Source organism: Chryseobacterium daeguense DSM 19388 (genome assembly GCF_000430825.1).
GTDB classification, from domain to species: domain Bacteria; phylum Bacteroidota; class Bacteroidia; order Flavobacteriales; family Weeksellaceae; genus Chryseobacterium; species Chryseobacterium daeguense.
The window spans coordinates 1-17,354 of record NZ_AUMT01000009.1; the positions used below are offsets into that span (position 1 = coordinate 1).

Here is a 17,354-nt window from a genome sequence, read left to right on the forward strand (position 1 = left end):
TTTCTGTCAGTTTCAGCTCCGTATTTGCGTGTGCAAAAGTAAAAATTATTTTCTTTATGACCAAATGTTTTTAAAAGAATTTTAAAGTTTTTTAAGTAACCTTAAACCCTTCACCAACACCCTCTCAAAATACTCCTGCGCTTCCCGTTTTACCGGACTGCAAAGATACTAATCTTTTTTAATCCCACAACTTTTTTTATTTATTTTTTTTATTTAAAACTAAATGAAAAAGTGCTTTATCCTGATTATCTCTTTTTGAAGTGTTTCTAATCTTTATGCCTACCCAAAGGCTCTTCTGCGCTACTTACTAACTTCTCGTTTTCAGTGGGGCAAAGATAGGGGCTTTGGGTAATACAATCCTAATCTATTTAACATAATATCATTTTGTTTACTTCTATTGTGGGCAACTTTTGCTTTTAACTTATTGATATTATTTCGTTTAAAACAGCAATGATACTTATCCACAATAACCGAATTTTGAAATAAGGGCTGAATTTTGGGTTCATGATGAGCGGTTTTGCTGTTTGTGAGGCATGTTTTAGAATGGAATTTGATTAAATTAATAAAAAACAACTCGGAAAGAGCCTTGCTATATAGTGTCGAGAAAATTAAAGTGTTTGATACTTTTAAAACTCCTGTGGAGGGGAAATTTTGTGTATAATAGAAGTTGTAGTATGTAAGGAGGAAGGGTTGAATTAAAAAGACCGCCGTTCAATGGTGGCTGAGGCTCTCAAAGCCACCTCTACCAACATCCCAGCCCCGATAGAAATGACATCTTTTTTTTGGGGGCGGCCGCAGCAAAGCAAAGGCCGTACCCAAAAAAGATATAATACTTCGGCTACGCTCAGTATAAATTCCTACTGGAAATAGCTCCTGAAAAAAGAAGGATTGGAGAAACTGAGAGTTTAAGTAAAATGATGTGAGAGTTAAGGAATCGGGACAGTAAGAGAAATTATTTATGCAAAGGACATTTTAGATTGCTTCTTCGCCGATCATCACAATGACGGAAATGGCATATTTAGAAAAATCTTTTGATAAGCAGCTTATATATATAATAGCCGATGAGACAACCTATAGTATCTGCGACGATGTCCAGATTCTCCATAGATCTGCCGAGTCCCATTTCTTCCTGGAAGATTTCCGTAAGGAATGCGTAAAGCAGCATAATCTGAATGAAGTAGTAAAATTTGATTTTTGGGAATGCTGCCATAAAGCAGAAACCGAGGGCGGCAAAGATGCTAAGATGCAAAACTTTGTCGATACCGCTGAACATAAACCAATATTCATGGTTTTCTTCTCCCGGCCTGAGGAGCATATAAGTAAGAAATGCCCAATAAATGGGCAATATCTTACTGAATATTTTTGAAATATTATCCAATGACAGCCTGGTATTCTTCTGCAGAAAGCAATTCTGAATGATCTGCACCGTCAGCAATTTCTAATTTGATGATCCATCCGTTTCCATAAGGGTCTGTATTCAATAACTCAGGCTGATCTTCTAAGTCTGAATTGAATTCAATCACTTTACCTGAAATAGGCAGGAATAGATCCGAAACCGTCTTTACAGCTTCTACACTTCCGAAAACCGCACCTCCTTCAAGATCGTCATCCACAGTATCCACATCTACATAAACGATATCTCCCAACTCGCCCTGAGCGAAGTCTGTAATACCGATGGTAGCTACGTTACCTTCAATCTTGATCCATTCGTGATCTTTAGTGTACTTTAATTCTGATGGTGTATTCATTTTTAAATTTTTATTTGTACAAATGTATTCAAAATTCTATAAGGTTCAAATATCGGATATAAAAAAAATGTCCTCCAAAATTGAAGGACATTAAAATTTATTTTTGTTCTAATTAGAAACCACCTGAGTCTCCGAATGTAAACGTGGCAGAAATACCTGCTCTGATCGTTGACAGCGGGAAGGCCGTTGAGATTTTGTACTTAGAAGTCATCTGCTCATAGAATACTCTTAGATTTAAATTCTCCGAAACATTATAATCTGCAGAGACTTTAATGTTCATCAGCCTCTGGCCTCCTGTAACCTGTGAATCATCTAATAAAATATTGGTGATGCTTGTCTTACTGTCCCTTAAAGAGAAGTCTCCCCTGATATTCAGATCGCTTCCTTTTCCTTTCCCTCTTCCTCTTACATTGGTCATTCCCAATCTGAAGTTTCTGATGATGTATCCTACCCTTACCACATATTCACTGTTTGAATCTTCTGTCAATGTATGGTTTACCAATCCTAATAACAATGTTCTTAATCTGTTGTACTGGATACCGAACTGCATGTTATTTCTCATGGTAACATCTACCCCGATCAGTGGTGAGAAGTTTTCTACATAACCCACCTGAGCGAAGGTAAACGGATTAATATAATCATCATTGATATCTCTTTGGGTCGCATCATAAGCATTAAGACTGTTAAAGTAATCAATACTTGACTGAATACCTGTAGCAGTATAAGTTGCCTGATAAGAATGCAAAATATCAAATTTAGAGAACTGCCCGTTAATAATCGGAACGTTTCTTAATCCTGAATAGGTTATCTTCCAGTTCGGAATCGGCAGCCCTGCTTTTTTAGGATTGGTCATTTGTTTTGGTGACTTTCCTTCTACTGCTGCCCTGAATGCAGGAATCAAGATATAAGCATTCGAAATTCCATATCCGTCTTTGAATCCGTTTGATTCCACCTGCCCCGGCATTTGTAATGATAAGGCTTTTGCATTTTCCCTGATCGCCTGATAAATGGCAGCACCGTCTTTGAATGCTGTTTTCAGAAGCACTACGGAGTTGGAGTAAGTGACCATATCATTTGCGAACGTATAATCCGGATTCACAGCTCCTGTATTCGGATCCCTGTAGTTGAAGCCGGTGTGGGTAAAGTTCCTGTTGTAATTATGCAAGGCACTGATATCAATTCTGAGGTCGTTCATCGGCATTATCTGTAAGTTTGCCCGCAATTCCCTTGTCGACATGCGGACATAAGGATCGGTCATAAATTCCGAATCACTCACCCATCCGTTTTCCATAACGGTTCTTCTGATATCTGCCTGTGATCCCAATAGGAAACCAATTGTTGGCCCGCCGAGCGTCTGTCCGTAGCCGTACCAGTTTGGCGCAGATAATAATCCCGGAAGAACGGTTCCGTTATTTTCAGAATAATTAACATCCAATTGCTTGAATGATGTTAAAAGATAAGCCATGCTCTGAAGCATTGTCAGCCTGTTTTTAAACTTATATTTTTTATAGGCATATCTGTTTTTCTCCCAAGCTTGTGTGTAGACGTTGTTTAATGAGTCTATTTCCTGCTTACGCTTCTGAAGTTTTGCAGAAATATTTTTAAAATATTTAAACTGACCAAAAAACTTAGTGAAATCAGCACTTCCTGTAGCCTGGATTACATTGGTGTTCTGGCCAATTGAACCTAAGCTTCCGTCCGGACTGGAAAGTAAAACCGTAGATCTTGCATTCCAGTTGTAAGTAAATCCGTAACCCAATTCCGCATCGATGAAGTCTAAATACGGAAGGTACTGGAACGGCAGCTTATAATTCAGCTGAACCCTGTGGTTATACAATACCGGCCTTCCGGCTCTGAATATGTTTCCGAAGATGGATTTATTATCCATGGTATTTACATCTACATTATCATTCAGGGTTCTGGTTGCAGAGTTGATTTCAAGCTTTAAAGATTTTGTAAAGTTGAATCCTAAACCGTACTGCCACCCGAAATAGAAGTTCCTGTTTTTGATGGCTCCGAAATCATCATTATAGTTTCCGCTAAGAATAGCATCAATATTTCTAAATTCAAGCTCGTTGTAATTTCTGTCAACTTCCGTTCTGAAAGATAATCTTGTAGGAACCGGATTGAAGTTGAATTCTTTTACCCATTTCAGATATTTTGCAGACTTCGCCGTGTCGCTGATCATCTTGTTAAATGGTTTAATCACCCACGGTTTGAATGTATAATTATAATCAATATATCCTCTCAGATATTGTCTGTAATTTCTCTTCGTATAAATATCCCTGTAGAAATCATCATTATAAACAGCCGTTACGGAAAGGTTTTCCACATCATAGAATTTTGGCTTTCTATTTTGGTTCATTCTTTCTTTGTGCATGTTTACCACCCCGATGCTTCTTTGCTGAGTATAGGTTCTTGCTACTTTCTTCAATTCTTCTTTATTCGCAGCTTTATTAAACTCAACATCGGTATCCAGAGGATTGTATTTCGGATCTTCAATGGTTTGTGAATATGAATAGTTTACCGGGATCTTAACTCCACTTTTTTCAGGTAAGAATTTATCCACGTTTACTGCCGTATTGATACTGAAAGCAGATTGGGTAGACTGGTTTCTTTCCGCCGGTTTCGAATCAATATTTCCGAAACCTACCGAAGTATAAGAAGCACTGGTGTTCACCGTAGCAAAATCTCCAAGGTTAAAATTTAAGCTTGCGTTTCCTGCGTAACCTCCATCATTTTCAATTTCAGAAAGACGGATTTCGTTTACCCAAAGAACTCTTTCAAGATTAAATCCAAGGCTTCCTCTATCAATACCATTTCTAATCCCAATCATGATGGTGGTTACATTTCCTAAACTAGGACGACCTTTGATATAAATACTCTTTGAGGTATTTCCAGGATCAAAAACCTCATCTCTTAATCTTTGAACAATTTGGGTCGGATGGTTTTTATCTCTTCTTATCTTTGCATCTACAAAATCCTGAATATCCAGATCTACATCATTCTCCATCGGCCAAATTTCCATAGGAGCAGTTGCGCTATTCTGAGTCAGTTTTAAAGATGCTTCATATTCATAGTAGTTATCCGTAGCATCACTACCGAAACGGATGAAGAATTTAGTTTTAGGGTCTATCTGTCCAATATTTGCATCTCTGTTTGAAGGATCATGAGCATGTACAAAAAGCTTAAGCTTCTTATATCTTCTCATATCAAGCGAAGTATTTTTAAACACCCCTCTTGACTGTGCATTAGGAAGAGCTTTTATCTTCATATACAGGGAAGCTTCGTTTTGTCTTTGTGCTCCTGCATTTCCGCTTAAAATTTGTCTGTCTATTCCCGGAGGTAAAACATAAGGGGGCTGGTTCAACGCATTTTCCTCAATATTTACACTTCCTACTTCAAGGTTACTTGTATCTTCAATTATACTACCCTCATCGGTTGCCGGATCCGGAGGTGTCTGACCGAATTGTGCAATATTTTTAGGGTATTTTCTCCAATCTGATCTTACCAAATCCATCGTTCCGAATCTCAAGGTTGAAGTTTGATCAAAACCTTTTAATAATAATCTCGCAAATCTTACATTGTTAAGAATTGAAGGATCATGATCACCTGCTGTATTAACATATTGCGAAACAGGAATTCTGAATAAATACCATTTCACCTGAGAAGTCTGCCCATTCTGGAACTGTGCTTCTACGGTTTTAACATCTACGATATTATTCTGACCTAAAGCTAAGCTTGGCTGGTCTAAATTAACCTCATATTGATTATAACTTTCACTTTGATCCAAGTTATAATCTTTATTGATATCTTCTGCATCAGGAGTCTGAGAAGCTACCTCCAAAGAATTGCTTTGAGAGTTTCCTTCCGGGCCTCTGAAATACTTGTATCGCTGAATTACAGATGAAGCCTGATTTCCTGTAAACTTATCAGACAAATAAAATACAAAATCATCTACCGCAGGGTCAGAAATATTGGTAACAGGATTCACAAAAGTGTTCCCGAATAAAGCTGCTTCCTGATCAGAATTTAAACCGTCATAACCCGTATCCTGAGCAACCCTGTCTCCTCCTTCGCTTGAGAAAGCGTAAAGAATCGGCGGCTGCTTTGGCTGTGTACCCCAATTTGAATTGGTGGTGGTAGATGGAGCTGCAGGAGTAGGCAATCCGTTTTCATACTGCATTTGTCCGTCTTTCAAAATGTCTTCAGACACGTTACCCAACTGTAGTAAAAGTTTTGGAGCTGTACCTAAAGTGTTACCGTCTGCATACGGATCCATCATCCAGAATTCCACATATTCAATGTTGGAACTTACAAAGTTGGAAACCGTAATCGGTCTCATGATCCCGGCCCATCTTTGCGTTGTACTTTCAGGAGTAGGATTTGCGTTGTAAGGTCCTTTTTCTGTTGGATAATATGAAATATCAAAAGTATTCGTATATGTTTGCTCACCTGCGACAAAATCTCTGTTGTTGAAAATCTCAGAGAACTGAACTCTTCTTGAAGCGTGATTGGAAACTGACTGCGGTGTAATCCCGTTTGGAGCCTTACCTCCAATTCCCCAGAATCTCGGATCAATATTATACCAGGACAATAGACCTCTTCCGTATCCTTCCGTAATATCATTATTTTTACCGGCACCCTGGAAAAGAGGATCAGACTGATTCTTTTCCGGTTTTGAAGCCAAGCTCCATGCTGTTGGTTCTTTTAAGGTAATTTTTGATGTGGTCTGTTCAAAATCATCAATGTATGACTGGTCATTAATTCCTTTATTCAATCCCGGAAGTAAGTAGGCAGCCTCCATTTTGAAATTCAAATTAGAAGGCGCTTCTGTATTTACCAGCGGAATTTTATCTGTTAATCTTGTCAGGAATGGCAATTGGTTGTTGTACATCAAATTGATGCCCGCCATGGTGTTGTTTACTGCTTCCTGACCATAATTTACTTTTTGAGTAAGAGGCGATTCCGAATAGTTGACAACCGTACCTCCTAAAATAAAGTTTTCATTAAACCTTCTTTCTAAATTTAATCCTAAGAATCTTTTTCTCTGGGTATTAAATGTCAATTGGTTTTCTAATGAAATATTGATTGCCTGGCCGGACTGCTTCACCTGTTCATTGATGATGGTCACTGTTCCTAACAGATAATCCACGGTATAGTCGATACCTTCCGTCAGCTGAACCCCGTTTGCGGAAACTTTTACCGAACCTTGAGGCACATTTACCGCTCCCAATGAAATTCCCTGTCCCTGCGTTCCTTTATAACGTCCTTCGATGGTATATCGCTGTGCAAGGTTACTTGATGTAGCAACCTGTTTCTGCTGCTCGTAAAGGTCTGTAAAGACGAATTGCGGATCATTGGAACCAATCACAGAAGTAATATAATTTCCGAAAGGCTGAACTTTCGTGAAAATCACCCTTCCCGTTTCCGGCCTGATGGTAATACCGTTTACAAAGTCAAAAATACCATCTCCGGTAGAACTACCATTGTTTTGTAAGTCTCCGTTTACGTTGAGTCTGTCCCAGTTTAATAGCTTGATTAAAGGCTGGCTTCTAACCTGATCGTTATTGTTAACCGGAAGATAATTTACCTTACCTCCGGATTGTGGATCTCTGTATAAAACGTTTAGGATAAATCCGTCCTGATTTACCTGTCCTGCATCCAGGGAATAGATGTTTTTCATCATCAAATCCCACATTGGCGAGGTGGTTTTAACGGTAGTATTCGGCTTCAAAAGTTTGGTCACCAAAACTGTACTTTCTTCGGAGAATTCCCCCACTTTGTACACTTGGTTACTTCCATTGACAGTATAGGAGAATGAAACCGCCAAAAGCTGGTTGTCATTTAATTTTTGGTTTAATGAAATATATCCTAACTGTGGCTGCAATACATATTCATTCTGATTAAGCCTTCTTGCTTTTTTGTTAAAAATAAAATGCTCCCCGTCTACATACGTTTCCGTACCACCCGTAGCAACAGGAAGGTTATTTCCTTTGATGGCATTATAAGCCGTACTTGCATCCCTAATTCCCGGAAGTGCATTTACAGTTGAGTATAAATTAAAGCCGGTCTGGTCATTATTCGGAAGGCCAGCGCCGTCACCTAAATCTCTTATCCCCACAATACTTTTCTGGTACTGCAGGTTGCTGTTCCCCTGATCCAATACCCACACTTCCATCCTTGTGATGCTGATTTTTGAGTTGATCTGCGGATAATTTAATAATGAATTATCGTAATTATTTAAGAAGTAATGTCCTAAAAAGTAGTGCTGGTTATCTTCATAATCTATGGCGCTAAGCTTAAAATTATTCATGACACCACCGCCCTGAACTGTAATATTCCTGGCTTCACCCTGCTGTTGGGAAAGTACAACCGTACCGTATGTTTTTCCCAGTTGGAACTCGGTTTTAACCCCGAATAATGATTGAGAACCGCGTATCAAACTCGTTGACAGCGGCATGCTTACGTTACCAAATTCTACTCTTTTAATGATTTTGTCCTCACCTCCAGAGTTGGGCTTGTCTACATCATCCAGACCTTTCTGCTGCAGGTCTTTCCAGCTTCCTTTTGCCTGCCAAACCAAATTCATTCTGTTCTCAAAGGCAAAACCGCTCTGCGTGTCATAATTGGCTTTAAGCTGAAGATTTTCCCCCACTTTCCCAATTAAGCCCAGCTGAATCCGCTGATCAATATCAAAGGTGAAACTCGTTCTGTTTTGAGGTAAAATTAAGGGATTGTCGATCTTCTGGTATAACCCTGCAAAATCAAAAGAGGCATATCCGGAAGGGATAATTTCGATCTTATTGCTCCCGAAAATGGTTTCAAAAAGCCTGTTGTTGATCGTAAGAGAAGGAATAAGACCTTTTCTTGCGGCATCGCTTTTGTCTTTCCTGAACATCAGACTGTATCGGTCTGATTTTTCTTTATAATAGGCCTTTGTCTGGGCTTCCATCATGAACTCCTTGTAATCTTCGGGAGACATGGCTGTAGGAGGTCCTGTAATGGTATTCCCGATTTTCGGGTATACGTAATACATGCCGGTTTTTATGTCGTAATAGGCTTCGTACTGCGTGGGATCCGCCAGCTGATAGTCTTTCTTTATAATTGCCGTGTCTCTTACAGGCGGCCTCTGCTGTGCAAAGACACTCACTGACATACACAAGAACGACATGAACAAAAAAATATTGAGGTACTTATTATTTGCCACCAAATGTTAAATGTTTTTTAAAATTTGTTTTACCAACTCTTCTACTGAAATGTTAGGATTTTGTTTTATAATTCTGTCTGCAAGCTTCTCGCTCATTCGTTTCGGGATACCCAAAACTTCTAATGCAGATAACGATTCTTCCTTGATTTTATTATTTACAAATGTAGAAATATTTTCCTCCGGATTGCTGAATTTCTGGACTTTATCTTTCAGGTCTACAATAATCCTTTCCGCGGTTTTTGCACCGATACCTTTGGCCTTTTGAATAAGCGCGCTGTTCTTTGAAAGTATGGCAGATGCGATCTCCTCAAGGCTTAAAGTGGACAATAAAATAAGCGCTGAAACGGCTCCTACTCCATTAACGCTTATTAACAAATTGAACATTTCTTTCTCTGAACGAGTGTTAAATCCAAACAATAAATGCGCGTCTTCCCTAATGATCTGCTGAATAAAAAGAAAGGTCTCCTGATTGGGAGCCAGGGTCTGTGAGGTCATTAAACTTATACCCACATAGTAACCAACTCCCTGTACGTTAATTACTGCGTAGGTAGGCGTAAGTTCCTGAACCAAGCCTTGTAGTGAAAATATCATTATTAATTTTTAAAACTCCCAAATATAGTAATTTAAACTAATTAATATTTTCATTTCACATGAGAATGATTTTTAACTTAATTTTTATTGATCAAATTAAAATTTTCACATAAAAACAAAAGACTCCAAAATCTGGAGTCTTTATAAAATTATTTATACTTTAAGCTTATTTAATTAAAATTTAATTTAAAATAACCTCAACTTTAGAATAATCATTAATTGTAAGAAAACAGCCGTTATCCATAAGCTCTTCCTCTGAATGAGATGTGGTAATGCCTACCACTTTCATCCCGGCTTCTTTTGCCGCTTTCACTCCGCCTATGGAATCTTCCACAGCTACAGCATCTTTGTTTTCGACCTCTAGCTTTTCCAGTGTTTTCAGGAATATTTCAGGATCCGGTTTTCCTTTCATCACTTCAATTCCGCCGGTGATTTGCTGAAAATAACTTCCGATGTTTAGGTTTTTCAAAATAAAGTCAATACTGGAAGGAATTCCCATGGTGGCAAGTCCGGTTTTGATCTTATTCTGAGACAATTTTTGAAGAAACGGTGTTAATCCGTTCACCTCCTTTATATGTTCACGGTACAGGTTCTGATAGGTTTGTTCTTTTTAAATCGTGAACTTTCCCGTCCGGCAGATCATTTCCGAAAAAACGTATGATCATTTCATCCATCGTTCCGTGATTCTGGGCAGCGAAATTTTCAGGATCCATAGGAATTCCGTGTTCCTTCAAAAATACCATCCAAGCTTTTTCCTGAAACGGAATGTTGTCTACCAACGTTCCATCCATATCAAAAATAATGGCTTTATCATTAAACCTCATCTTTTCAAAATTTGTGTGTTTTTTAGTAAAATTAAACCTTCAAGGTTTTAAAAACCCTGAAGATTTGTATGTTTAAATTATTTTTTCTTCTCTCTTCTCTGAGCATCAAGAACAGCTATTGTTGCCAGGTTTACGATCTCATCAACACTTGACCTCATCTGTAAAACATGAACAGGCTGTTTCAGTCCCATCAGGATAGGCCCGATCACCTGGGCAACTTTCATACCTCTGATGATTTTGTATGATAAATTCGCGCTTTCAAGGTTAGGGAAAATAAATGTATTGCCCGGTGTTGTTCCCAGTTTTGAGAAAGGATAATCACTCAAATGATCTGCATTCATTGCAAAATCCGGCTGAATTTCCCCGTCTACAACCATTTTCGGATATTTTTCATGGAGGATGCTTACCGCTTTCGCCACTTTTTTCGATGTATCAGAAATCGCAGCGAAGTTTTCAAATCCCAACATCGCAATTCTTGGTTCGATGGCAAAAGATTTCACTGTAAACTCCGCCATTTTAGCAATATTTACAAGATCTTCAGCCGTAGGATTCTGATTTACTGATGTATCTGCGAAGAAAATAGGTTTCTTTTCAGATAAAATCATCATCATTGCCGCTACTTTATCTACACCTTTATCTTTTTCGATTACTTCTAAAACAGGTCTTAAAACCGATACATAATTCTTAGAAAAACCAACGATCAATCCGTCCGTATCACCATGTCTCAACATTAATGGCCCGAAATAATCTCTCTGTCGAACGTATCTTTTTGCTTTGTACTCGTTCATGCCTTTTCTCTGACGAAGTTTCCAAAGAGTTTCCCTGTATTTTTTCCTGTTTTCCTTTTGATCATCATCACTTGGATCGATAATCGGAACATCAAGATTGATTCCGAAACGCTCCATCTGCTCTTTGATGTACTGCTTGTTCCCCAAAAGGCTTGGATACGCAATTCCTTCTTCGTAAAGGATCTGTGCGGCTTTTAATACATTGTATTCTTCAGCATTTCCAAGAGTAATTCTTTTTGGATTTGCTTTTGCACGGCTCTGCATCATTCTTACCAGCTTTTCATCTCTTCCCATTCTGTCGAGAAGGCTGTTTTCGTATTCATCGAAATCAGTGATTGTTTTTCTGGCAATTCCGCTTTCAATGGCTGCTTTTGCCACTGCGCTTGAAACTTTAGTAATCAATCTGTTATCGAAAGGTTTAGGAATAAAATATTCTCTCCCGAATTGTAAATTCTGAACATTATAAGCTAAAATTACAGCTTCCGGAACCGGCTCTTTCGCCAGATCTGCAATAGCATGAACGGCTGCAAGCTTCATTTCTTCATTAATCCCTCTCGCCTGAACGTCCAATGCACCACGGAAAATGTAAGGAAACCCTAACACATTATTAACCTGGTTAGGATAATCACTTCTTCCTGTAGCCATGATGACATCTTTACGGGTCTCAAAGGCTAAATCGTAAGCAATTTCCGGATCCGGATTGGCCAGCGCAAAAACAATAGGATTTTCGTTCATGCTCAGCAACATTTCAGGGGTCATTACATTTCCTTTTGACAAGCCAATGAAAACATCTGAACCTTTTACGGCATCTTCCAACGTTTCAATATCAGTTTGAGCGATGAAATCTAATTTTTCCGGGGTAAGATTTTCTCTTTTATGGTTGATAACTCCTTTACTGTCGCACATTAACACATTTTCTCTTTTTAACCCAAGAGAAATATAAAGGTTCGTACATGCTATAGCTGCTGCTCCTGCTCCGTTCACAACCATTTTCACCTCATCGATCTTTTTGTTTGCGATCTGAAGGGAGTTGATTAAAGCTGCAGCAGAGATAATAGCTGTACCGTGCTGATCATCGTGCATTAAAGGAATATCCAATTCTTCTTTTAATCTCTGTTCGATATAAAATGCTTCCGGCGCTTTAATATCTTCCAGGTTGATACCTCCGAAAGTAGGAGCAATACCTTTTACAATATCGATGAATTTATCAGGATCTTTTTCATTGATTTCAATATCAAAAACATTGATATCTGCAAAAATTTTAAACAAAAGTCCTTTTCCTTCCATTACAGGCTTTGAAGCCTCAGCACCAATATCTCCCAATCCCAGAACAGCTGTACCATTTGAAATTACAGCTACCAGATTTCCTTTTCCTGTATAATCGTAAACCGTTTCCGGCTTGTCATGGATTTCCATACAAGGCACTGCAACCCCCGGAGAATACGCCAATGACAAATCTCTCTGAGATGAGTGCGGTTTTGAAGGGATCACTTCGATTTTTCCTTTAGGTTCCGCTTTATGATAATCTAACGCGGCCTGATTAAAGTTCTTTTCGTCGCGGTGGGTTTTACTTGACATAGAATTTTGTTTTTTTATTTATATATAGAAATTAATCTTGGATTATTTGTTTTTAACATTAAGAATTTTAAATACTAAAAGTAATATTGAGAATTTTGACAAGTCAAAATAATTAAGCTATATGCTTTGAACATTCAGTAATGTTAATTTAAAAATAGTCTCAAGTATATTTATTTAAAGTATGTATTTAATATGGTAGTCCACTAAGCTTTCTATAGGTTTCTGCACAATCTGCCCTACATTAAGGTGAAGTTCCGCAGCTGCAGAACGTAAAATATCTTCGTAATAATAAGCGATGGAGCCGATAAAACTGATCTCGGCCGTTTTTGATTCCTCATACGGAAGCACCTGAAAATTGAAGAAACTGATCATCTCATCAAAAACCATTTTTTTGAAATACGGATGGTCTTTTCTTTCCACAACAAATTTGTTGAAGTTGGCAAGATAGGCATTTGGCCTGGAAGTATGATACATGTTTTTAAGTACCTCTTCAATGGAAGGGTTGTATACTTTCTGAAACTCTTCATGGAGATCCTGCGGAAGTTTCTGCATAAAAAATCTTCTGATGAGCTGTTTTCCAATGGAGCATCCGTTTCCGTCATCCATAAGGAAGCCTAACGAAGGTAGCTTCACCTTTAGGCTGGATCCGTCGAAATAGCATGAATTGGAGCCTGTACCCAAAATACAGACTACGGCCGGTTTCCCGTTAAACGCCGCATAAGCTGCAGCCGTAAGATCTTCTTTAACGATAATTTCCGCTTTGCTGAAGAACTTTTGGAGCTCTCCTTCAATGATGGCACGGTTTGATGCCACTCCACACCCTGAACCGTAGAAAAACACTTTGGTTATAGAATTTTTAACAGCACCCAGACTGATATTTTTTTCAATTTCGGGAACGATAAGTTCTGCTGCAATATTATTAGGATTGAAACCAATGGTTTCAGTTTTCAAAAAGACCTTATGAAAGTCGTCCAGAATTACCCAATCACATTTTGTAGAGCCACCATCAACAATAGCAACCATATTTTAGATTTTAGTTTAAGGATGCTAAATTATGAATTTATCTTTAAACAGCCTTTACAAACAAAGCGGAAGCTGTCTAAAATCATTAGTGTTTAATTTCATTTTTCTTTTGATTGAATTGTATTAACCAATCTTCTATTTCATCTTCAAGATATGAAGTCTGAATGATCATTGCATTAATAAAATCATCGGGTACGGGTTCATTGGTAGAATTCTCAAGGTTCCAAAGCTCATCGGACATATTTTCGTATTCTGAATAGACTCTTTTGAATCGGGAATTTTCTCTCTCAAGAGCTTCAATATTTTTCTGCTGAAGCTGAAATTTTCTGTATTTGTTTTGACGTTTCATACAAATATTATTATAAGTGTGCGTAAAATGTTTTTGATCGTATGTTTTCAATCAGGGCGTACAAGATAGAAAAACCATCAACACAAATAGTTGAAAATGAATTTATTATCAGGTGAAATTTGCATCATTCCGAAAACTAAATTTAGAAATTATTTTGAATCTAAAAAAATTTTTAACATCTTTTTTTACGGTTTAACATATAGTTATAAATTTGCATGTCATATCATATTGAATGAGAGAAATACTAATACGCCAGAAACAAGTTTTGTTCTTCATCATCGCGGGAGGGCTCAGCGCCGTTGTAGAAATAGGAAGCTTCAAGGTTTTCAGCACGTGTCTTCCCCAGTTCTTTCCCCGGGAGATGAACTTCCACGGAATCCATTATCCGCTGAGTAATATTTTCTCTACAAGCTGCGGAATTATTACCAATTATTTCCTGAGCATCTGGTTTGTATTTGAAAGAGGAAAACACTCCAAAAGAAGAGAGTTTGCTTATTTCATGATGGTGTCCTTTATTTCCACTTTACTGAGCCTTGGCTTTTTCCAGGTTTTTTACAGCTATGTTTTTAAGGATAATATAGATCTTGTGATTTATACTTTAAGTCCGGAAATGATCAGTAAGATCGCTGCGATTCTTCTGGTCTCCATTCTTAATTATTCTGTAAAGAAAAAGGTAATTTTTAACGGATAAGCTGTGACTAAAGTTTTAAATTATCTCTGGAGATTCTGGCTTTTGCTGCTGGCCTTTGTATTTACGGTACTTTTCGGAATACCGGTTTATATTTTATCATTTAGTAAAAAACATTATAAATACGCTTATAAATTCATCAGATTCTGGAGCTACTTCATTTTTTACGGAATGGGACTGCGGTATGAGCTTACCAGACTTTCCGATCAGATGCCAGATAAAAACCAGCAGTATGTTTTTATTTCGAACCATACTTCGATCATGGATATTATGCTGATGTGTATTCTGTGTTCGGAGCACCCCGTCTGTTTTGTAGGAAAAAAAGAACTGGTAAAAATCCCGATTTTCGGAACCATATATAAAAGAATCTGTGTGATGGTAGACCGCAGCAGTGCAAGAAGCCGCGCCGATGTCTACCGAAGATGCGCAGAAAAAATGGAGGAAGGAAACAGCATTGTAATTTTCCCCGAAGGCGGAGTTCCGGATGACACTTCTGTTATTTTAGATGAATTCAAAGATGGTGCTTTCACCTTATCTTCCAAGCATAATTCGCCAATTGTAATCTTTACTTTTATAGGTTTAAAGGAAATTTTTCCGTTTGATAATTCAAAAGGTTATCCGGGTAAAGTAAAAGTGTTTTTTAATGGTATTTTATCCCCTTCTGAATCCATTAAAGAGCTTAAAGCAGAAGCTTTTTCCGAAATAAAAAAAACATTGACGAAACACCATAATTAAAAGAAATAATAATATATTTGTTTTCAACAATTATCAATAATTTATGGATTCTAATCAACAGACCAAATGGTCACAATTCCTATCCTTAATAGTCGTTTTCTTTTTCTGGGGTTTTGTAGCCGCCAGTAATGATATATTAATCCCTGTATTCAAAAAATGGTTCGTCCTTTCTCAGGTACAGAGCCAGCTTGTAGCATGGGCATTTTATGTCGCCTATTTTGTGGGGTCAGTCATTTTCTTTATTATCTCTTTAAAAAGTGATATCCTTCAGAAATTCGGTTATAAGAAAACGCTTGCAGTAGGTTTGGGGCTATCCGCTTTCGGAGCATTTTTATTTGTTCCTGCGGCTGCAGCAGCAAATTTCTGGTTTTTCTTAACGGCATTGTTTATTGTAGGTCTTGGTTTTTCTGTACAGCAGATCGTTGCAAACCCGCTTGCCATTAAAATGGGAAGTCCGCAAACGGGAGCTCACCGTCTTACTTTAGCCGGCGGAGTAAATTCCCTTGGAACCACCATTGGGCCGATCCTTGTAGGAATTGCCCTTTTCGGGATGGGAGACAAAAATGAATCCAAAGCACCAGATCCTAACTTATCTAAAATAGAAGTCGTAAAAAATGAATTTATTGCTCATAAAGAAGAGCTTTCCAAAAATATTATTGCCCTGAAAAAAGACACTCAGGATGATCCGGTAAAAGTAAGAGAGGTAATTTCTACTATTGGAAAAAACATTTCCGACATTGATGCTCAGGTAGCACAGATCGATCAGAATCTGGCAAACGCTGAGGCCCAGATTGATACTTATTCTAAAAATTTAGGTGAAATAAAACAGCGTTCCAGCAATATCAATTACCCGATAGAATTTGTAAAAGATAACCTGAAAATGGTTAAAGTCCCATTTATTGTTTTGGGAGTTGCATTTATTCTGGTAGCGATTTTCATGTTGTTCTCAAAAATTGAAGATCCGGCAAAGGAAGAAGAAGCAGAATTGGAACAAGGCTCTTCAAAGTTCAGTGTTTTCTCTTATCCTCAGCTTTATTTGGGAATGCTTGCCATTTTCCTATATGTAGGAGTGGAGGTTTCTATCATCAGTAATCTTCCGGCATTGCTTCACACGAAGGAGTTCGGAGGAGTTTTGGAGCATAATATTGCGCCGTTTGTTTCTTTATATTGGGGAAGTTTAATGATCGGAAGATGGAACGGCAGTATCAATGTTTTCAATATTTCTAATGCTACTAACCTTATTCTGAAATTTGTAGTTCCTTTTATCGCGTTTGGAATTATCATTGTTGCCAATGAATTAAGCGGCAAGGATGTTTCATCTTTCTATATTTATGCGATATGGATTATTGCATTTATCATTATGAGCTTTATCGGAGGTAAAAATGCAGGTAAAACGCTAATGATATTCGGAATTGCAGGCGTTGTAATGATGTTCTTAGGTTTGATCTATCCTGACAAGGAAATTGCAAAATACTTCTTTATTTCAGGGGGCCTTTTCTGCTCTATCATGTGGCCTTCAATTTTCGACCTTGCTATTGCAGGACTGGGAAAAAACACAGGAAAAGCGTCATCTTTTTTAGTAATGATGATTCTGGGCGGGGGTATCATACCACTAATCCAGGGATGGCTTTGTGATTTTGATAAAACAAGTCCGGAGGGAATTATGGGTATTACGTGGACGCATTTTTCATACGTGATCCCAATTATCTGTTTTGTGTATCTAGCGTTTTATGGTTTTATCACTCCTAAAATATTGAAGAAACAAGGTGTACAAGTTGAAGAATCAAATGGTGGCGGGCATTAATAAAAAAATAACATAT

Annotated in this window: 12 protein-coding genes; 3 read left to right on the forward strand and 9 right to left on the reverse strand. The window is 37.9% G+C overall.

What is annotated here, in order from left to right:
* Positions 1-1,018: 1,018 nt before the first annotated feature.
* From H560_RS22710 to H560_RS0111515, 9 genes are all read right to left on the reverse strand, one after another.
* Complete coding sequence (locus H560_RS22710) at positions 1,019-1,345, reverse strand: VanZ family protein (RefSeq protein ID WP_081413970.1); 327 nt, start codon at positions 1,343-1,345, stop codon at positions 1,019-1,021.
* A 25-nt stretch (positions 1,346-1,370) separates the two neighbouring features.
* Positions 1,371-1,748 (reverse strand): glycine cleavage system protein GcvH, encoded by a 378-nt coding sequence (gene gcvH / locus H560_RS0111485; protein WP_027380178.1) that lies wholly within the window; start codon positions 1,746-1,748, stop codon positions 1,371-1,373.
* Between the two features lie 112 nt (positions 1,749-1,860).
* Positions 1,861-8,907, reverse strand: a complete 7,047-nt coding sequence (sov, locus tag H560_RS0111490) for a T9SS outer membrane translocon Sov/SprA (RefSeq protein ID WP_081413965.1) — start codon at positions 8,905-8,907, stop codon at positions 1,861-1,863.
* A 57-nt stretch (positions 8,908-8,964) separates the two neighbouring features.
* Positions 8,965-9,549, reverse strand: a complete 585-nt coding sequence (ruvA, locus tag H560_RS0111495) for a Holliday junction branch migration protein RuvA (RefSeq protein ID WP_027380180.1) — start codon at positions 9,547-9,549, stop codon at positions 8,965-8,967.
* A 181-nt stretch (positions 9,550-9,730) separates the two neighbouring features.
* Entirely contained in the window at positions 9,731-10,114 is a 384-nt protein-coding gene (locus H560_RS23575) for an HAD family hydrolase (RefSeq protein ID WP_262486271.1), read from the reverse strand.
* A 13-nt stretch (positions 10,115-10,127) separates the two neighbouring features.
* The gene (locus tag H560_RS23580; protein WP_262486272.1) at positions 10,128-10,373 is read right to left on the reverse strand and encodes an HAD hydrolase-like protein; all 246 of its coding nucleotides are present in this window, start codon (positions 10,371-10,373) and stop codon (positions 10,128-10,130) included.
* A 77-nt stretch (positions 10,374-10,450) separates the two neighbouring features.
* The gene (locus tag H560_RS0111505) at positions 10,451-12,739 is read right to left on the reverse strand and encodes an NADP-dependent malic enzyme (protein ID WP_027380181.1); all 2,289 of its coding nucleotides are present in this window, start codon (positions 12,737-12,739) and stop codon (positions 10,451-10,453) included.
* Positions 12,740-12,913: 174 nt separating this feature from the next.
* Entirely contained in the window at positions 12,914-13,762 is an 849-nt protein-coding gene (locus tag H560_RS0111510) for an ATPase (RefSeq protein ID WP_027380182.1), read from the reverse strand.
* 85 nt (positions 13,763-13,847) lie between these two features.
* Positions 13,848-14,111: a hypothetical protein gene (locus H560_RS0111515; RefSeq protein WP_027380183.1), complete on the reverse strand. Its 264-nt coding sequence runs from the start codon at positions 14,109-14,111 to the stop codon at positions 13,848-13,850.
* Positions 14,112-14,343: 232 nt separating this feature from the next.
* Between H560_RS0111515 and H560_RS0111520 the strand changes: the two genes are divergently transcribed.
* Genes H560_RS0111520 through H560_RS23370 form a run of 3 tightly spaced genes read left to right on the forward strand, consistent with a single transcriptional unit; the run spans position 14,344 to position 17,338 of the window.
* Positions 14,344-14,802 (forward strand): GtrA family protein, encoded by a 459-nt coding sequence (locus tag H560_RS0111520; protein ID WP_027380184.1) that lies wholly within the window; start codon positions 14,344-14,346, stop codon positions 14,800-14,802.
* A gap of 3 nt (positions 14,803-14,805) precedes the next feature.
* Positions 14,806-15,534, forward strand: coding sequence for a lysophospholipid acyltransferase family protein (locus H560_RS0111525; RefSeq protein WP_027380185.1), 729 nt, complete (start codon positions 14,806-14,808; stop codon positions 15,532-15,534).
* Positions 15,535-15,577: 43 nt separating this feature from the next.
* Entirely contained in the window at positions 15,578-17,338 is a 1,761-nt protein-coding gene (locus H560_RS23370) for an MFS transporter (protein WP_027380186.1), read from the forward strand.
* Positions 17,339-17,354 lie beyond the last annotated feature (16 nt).